4 protein-coding genes and 1 pseudogene are annotated in these 5,415 nt (G+C 35.7%); 2 read left to right on the top strand and 3 right to left on the bottom strand.

All coding sequences use genetic code 11. From position 1 onward, the window contains the following. Positions 1 to 311: 311 nt before the first annotated feature. Positions 312 to 503: pseudogene (locus tag ACPYKA_RS18285) on the top strand (response regulator transcription factor); the annotation flags it as partial. A 134-nt stretch (positions 504 to 637) separates the two neighbouring features. Beyond that, positions 638 to 856, top strand: a complete 219-nt coding sequence (locus tag ACPYKA_RS18290) for a hypothetical protein (RefSeq protein ID WP_479543640.1) — start codon at positions 638 to 640, stop codon at positions 854 to 856. Positions 857 to 1,561: 705 nt separating this feature from the next. Here the strand turns inward: ACPYKA_RS18290 and ACPYKA_RS18295 are convergent. From ACPYKA_RS18295 to ACPYKA_RS18305, 3 genes are all read right to left on the bottom strand, one after another. Further along, positions 1,562 to 2,473: a conjugal transfer protein gene (locus tag ACPYKA_RS18295; protein ID WP_479543641.1), complete on the bottom strand. Its 912-nt coding sequence runs from the start codon at positions 2,471 to 2,473 to the stop codon at positions 1,562 to 1,564. Positions 2,474 to 2,488: 15 nt separating this feature from the next. Continuing rightward, positions 2,489 to 3,499 carry a bifunctional lytic transglycosylase/C40 family peptidase gene (locus ACPYKA_RS18300; RefSeq protein WP_479543643.1) on the bottom strand — a complete coding sequence of 337 codons (1,011 nt, stop codon included), beginning with the start codon at positions 3,497 to 3,499 and terminating at the stop codon, positions 2,489 to 2,491. A gap of 8 nt (positions 3,500 to 3,507) precedes the next feature. Beyond that, positions 3,508 to 5,415, bottom strand: a 1,908-nt coding sequence (locus tag ACPYKA_RS18305) for a CD3337/EF1877 family mobilome membrane protein (RefSeq protein WP_479543642.1), incomplete at its 5' end; no start/stop codon positions are given.

Here is a 5,415-nt window from a genome sequence, read left to right on the forward strand (position 1 = left end):
CCATCTATGATGATGTCACCAGCTTATGAGGCGTTCCGACCACCAATTGAACAATTGCTTATCATATTTAGCGTATTACTTATTCTTTTTACTACTCTGGGCTTGCTTCACTTTAGAAGAAAAGAATTCAATTAATCTTTTGTTTTACTTGTAAATGTCCTCATAGAATGAAAAGAAACCAGTCTGATATGTTACTGGTTTCTTTTTCGACTAATTCATAAGGTAATAACTGACCAACTTATATTCCTTTATCTATTTTCAAAGAAAAGAATAAAAACATCGATGAAGAGAGTTATTGATTAGCTGAAAGAGACTTAGTTATTTTAAAAGCTATTTCTGAAGGGTCAAGCAATAAAGAAATAGCTGAAAAATTATTTTTATCTAATAGAACAATAGAGTATCGACTATCAAGAATATATAGAGCTTTAAGAGTGAAAACAAGAGGGGAAGCAATAACTACAGCAATACAACTTAATTTAAAATTAAAAAATGATGATGTGTAAAATTTCCAGTAATTAATAAAATCATTTTCAAATTCGTATGTTTAGACGTATATCCATTAAAGTTATAATTTACTCTTATTCATTGAAACTTTTTACATTCGTATTTATAATAAACTGAAAAGGAGGTTTTTTAAATGGCTGTCTGCAAAAATTGTGGGAAAAGATGGAGTTTATTTAAAACATATAAAATAGCTTTTGCTAATGATGGACTAGAATGCCCAAAATGCGGTAAGAAACAGTATCTTTCTAGTTCTTCTCTGCTAAACTTATCATTAGGTTCTACGATTTTTATTTTCTTTGCTCTATTGCCATTTTTAGTGAAGCTTAGTAATAAAGAGGAGCAAATTTATTAAATGTGGTGGAACCACAAGAAAGCTTCCTGCTAATCACCTTGATGAAGTGATTTCATCTCTGCATGAAAAAATTCAACAGAGAGAAATATGGATTCCTTATTGTTAAGTAGAAAAGTATACATTTAGTAAAATCTCAAATATCATAAAATCGTTCAAGAAAAACATCCTGAATTAAGCACAGAGATAGAGGCTGAACACGTAAGGAAAAGTGAATAATTTGTCACTCTATTTATTCTTTTCGATTCCTTTTTAAATTATAGATTCGAGTAATACTTAATCAGATAATTCCAATATACGATTAATTTCAAGCATTATAGTTTGTGCTGTTCTAGCTCAATTAGTTCAATAATTTTAATCAATTCAGGAATAGCGCAGTCTATTGTGTACACACTGTCTGTCATCAAACTATAGGTGACTCTAACCAGTTTTTTTCTATCTCCGAAAAATACAATTTTTGATTTAATCCATGCCTTAATAAATGTTCTTTTTCGTTATCTTTAATCATATAATTCCTCCTTTATTAGCCTAATTCCTTACGCATACATATAAAAAGTTTTACTTATTATATCGCGCATTAAAACGGAAAGTCAGCCTACAAAAGAGATATAAAAATACTCGTTTAGTCGCATGATGAAACACACCACTTATTCCTTTTCTAACAAATAAGTGGTGTGTTCTTATACATGCAAGTGTACTAGATTATTTTCATTCTACAATCATCCAGTTCCTATCTTTCTCTAAAGTCAATTCATACTGTGAGAATTGCGTTGCCTTGGTCGTCTCATCTAAATATTTTACTGTGACCCAGACTTTTATTTGGTTCTCTTTTTCATGAAATACAGGATTGATTAATTCAGAAAAGACGTACTCTTGATTAATTACCGGCAAAGCATGATCTTTCACATAATAAGCAAGTTCTTTATCCGTGGCAGTAGGATAAAACGCAAAGAATGTCTCCAAAAATTCCGTTACTTCTTGAACAGTATCAGAATCAACCGTTCCGTTACTTTCAGGTTGTTGTGGCTCATAATCTGATTTATTCGGTAAGCTCCATAAGGTAGGATTTTGTGTAATGACTAAGTTTCCTGCATTATCTTGATGAAGAAGTATTCGATATGTGGATCGAACCCTTTCGCTATTTTTATCTTCCGTAATTTTTTGATCTATCGAATAAACAACCGCATAGGTATTATCACTTTCTGGTGATACTGACCAGATATCAATATTACCTACGCTGGAACTGGTAGGAATATCAGCTCTTACGGTATCGATATTTAAAGCTTGTAATTCCTCTGTCAAATAGTGACTGATCTTTTCCGCCCGTTGTTCAATCGAATCTTTTTTATTTTCCCAAGTGTAGTAATCTTGCACAAAGTTTTTTGTAAAACTTTCTATGGCATTCGTATCCATGATCTTAGTTTCAATGATTTCTCTTTCATGAATGGTATGCTGATCAATCGCCGTAAAGTTTTTATAAATCCCAAATGCAAGGCTTCCAATGAGAACTATCCATAAAATTATCACTGACTTTTTACGCGGTCCAACCGTTTTTACTTTTATTTTTTTAGGTTTTGTTTTCACTTGTTGCTTTTCTTGCTTCTTAAATAATCCTTTCATCTAATCCAGTCCTTTCTATTGTTTAATACGTCCAGCTCCAATTAAGTGCTTTTGCCAATAAGAAGTCGTCAAATCAGCATAACCAATCGGATCGCCTGCGTTATACATTTGGTTGTTTCCAACATATATCCCAACATGGGTAACATAAGTCCCAGCGTTATATGTGGAATGAAAAAACACTAAATCACCTGGTTTTGCTTCTGATAAAGTGATATGCTCGGTCACGTCATATTGTTGCTGCGCTGTTCGGGGTAAGTTAATCCCAGCTTTCCGATAACTCCATTGCGTTAATCCACTGCAATCAAAAGAAGTGCTCGGATTATCTCCTCCAAAGACATAGGGAAATCCTTCATATTTTAAGGCTTCATTCATGACAATTTGAACCATCTCGTCATCGAATTGAGATGAAATGAAATATTGACTTACTAAATCGACATAAAACATATTGCCATAACGGTAACGCCAACCACCGTTTTTCTTTACGGCTATTGGGTTCGAGTAAGTGACTTTGCTGCCGCCTGAACGTTCCTTCGCAAAGCTTTCAGCTATTTCAAAAGAGTAAGAGCTTCCTCGTTTTGCGACATAATCAATAAAAGCACCGCCATAGTTATAAGCTTGAATGACTACATTAATATCGCCCCCATTTTTTTCTACCGAACGTAATAAATCTGAAAAGTATTTTGTTCCTTGTTGAATGGAAGCTTCGGTATCTAAAGAGTTGGGAGGAAGCCCCAAAGATTCACTACTCTGCATCACGTCTGGAGTTTTTCCACCACTCTCTACTTGAATAATGGCAAGTAGAGTAGAAACATACTCACTTATTCCATATTCTTGTGCATACTTTTCTACCATTGGCTGATGTTTTAACACATCTTTGGAGACCGATACATCGCCTATATCATAGATGAAATCCCCGCTATCTGATGAATGTTCTTCATTTGATATAAAAATAGCTACAAATGCTAACAGCCCTATAAAGGCAAGAAATCCTATTCCGCCAGCAATTAACATGATCTTTAATCTCATGACTTTCATTAGCGTTTCCTCCTAACCGCATGGATTGGACGCTTCGTGATTTGTTTCTGGTTTGTACGTTTCAACGGTTTAGAAGGACGCTTGATGATTTTCCGACTATTTTTTGGTCGAGAACGTTCTTCATGGGGAGATCGGTTTTCTTTTTTAACAGGTTGTTTGGGATGATCAATAAAATGTTGTTTTCTGTCTGGACTCGGTAACTGTCGTTGTAATTTGAATTGCTTCATATGCTCGTTTTTTGTGACAGGTCTTGTCTTTTGCTTTTCTCGAACAGTTGGTTTCTTTAATCTATCCTGATGTAACGATTCATTGACGTTTTTTGTAAGTGGCCGTTTATGACTAACAAATTCCTGAGAAGGGGTACGCTTTTTATCCAATGCTTGCCGCCTATCTGCAATGGTTTGACGATGTTTTGCTTGACGGTCTGCATGTGTTTTTTGTCTCTTTTCCTTTGCTTGCTTCATACCTTCTTTAAAATCACGGGCAGGTTTTGTAAGCTGTTCTTTTCCTTGCATCACTGCATATTGAGCAGTAGTAGGTAAATCGTGCAGTTGTTCTTTGCGGTGCTCTATATTCGCACGGAACTGATTTTTCGCACCAGCCACTTTCCCTGTGACTTGACCCATTTTCTGGCTTAAAGATGTTGGTTTCGTACGATCAGTTGGACGTTCTTTGTTATCTTTTGTAGTCGATGTTAACCGTTGCAATGGACGTAGGGGAGAGAACGACCCCTTTTTTGTTTGCTTTGATTTCCCAACCATTGCCCCGGCGGTTGCTCCAGCTGTTGCGCCTGCAAGCGTGCGTCCGATTGTACGTTGTAATCGACGGCTGCCCCGATTGAACATTCGGTAAGGACGACGCATGACTTTACGTCCGACCTGTTGGGAATCATTACTTTGCAGGTTAAACATGCTCATAATGTCACCGAGTTTCATGTAAATGCCCGCAAACGTCACAATCTGTAAAAAGGCAATCAAGAAAAACGGATAACTTGTTGTTAAACTGTAAAGCATGGATGAGATACTAAAGGCAACTGTAATAATCAAGGTAATGCCAGCTCGTAACATAATCACATTAAACAATTTCATAATCGCTTGTTTCCCCATGTTTTCAAAGGTGGGTATCATTGACAGTAAAAAACTGATGGGTAAAAACATGGCATAGATGATAAATAGAATTTGTGAGAAAATCATAATTCCCGATAGTAGAAACACGAAAATGGAGATACCGATATTAAACAGAAATAAAAAGAAGACCATTCCTAAGCGAGTGGTCGTTTTCGTAATCGTTAAATTTTTATTGTCATGATCTTCAATTTCTGCTTTAACAGCATCTTCACGATCTTTTCCGTTATTCGTATCAGGATTGATAGAAACTAAGCTCTCAACACGTTCTTCGCCAATCGTTTCTTTATCCGAATCATCAAATTGTAATAGCATCCACGGCTGTTCCACTTGAATAGAAAAGAGGTTATTCCGTATCATATCAACGCTGTCTTTTCCCTGACTAGTAGAGCTAGGCATCAAGATTTTAGTACCTAAATCTAAACTTGCCTGACTAATATCTGCCGAAAAGTCATTAATTTTAGCAATATACGTTGGGGCATAGGCAATAAAGGAGGCCGACAAAATAAAAACGACTAAAAAGTTTAGGATCGCCCGAATGGCTTTCGTCGTTTCCCGTTTCATTAATCCTGTATATGCCACGTAAATCCCAATCACTAAAATGAAAAGAAGCAAAAAACCTACATAAAAGCCCGAACTGCCAAAACCACTTGCAGTAATCCCAGCTAATGTTTGCATGTTTTTCCCTATGGCATCAGCTGTTTGGGAAATGAAATCGAGAGAATAAGCTTGTTGGATTAAATAGCCTGTTGCATTAGACAAATACAAGCTAATAATCCAGAT

The organism is Pseudogracilibacillus amylolyticus (SeqCode), from assembly GCF_051918545.1.
Classification (GTDB): domain Bacteria; phylum Bacillota; class Bacilli; order Bacillales; family Amphibacillaceae; genus Pseudogracilibacillus.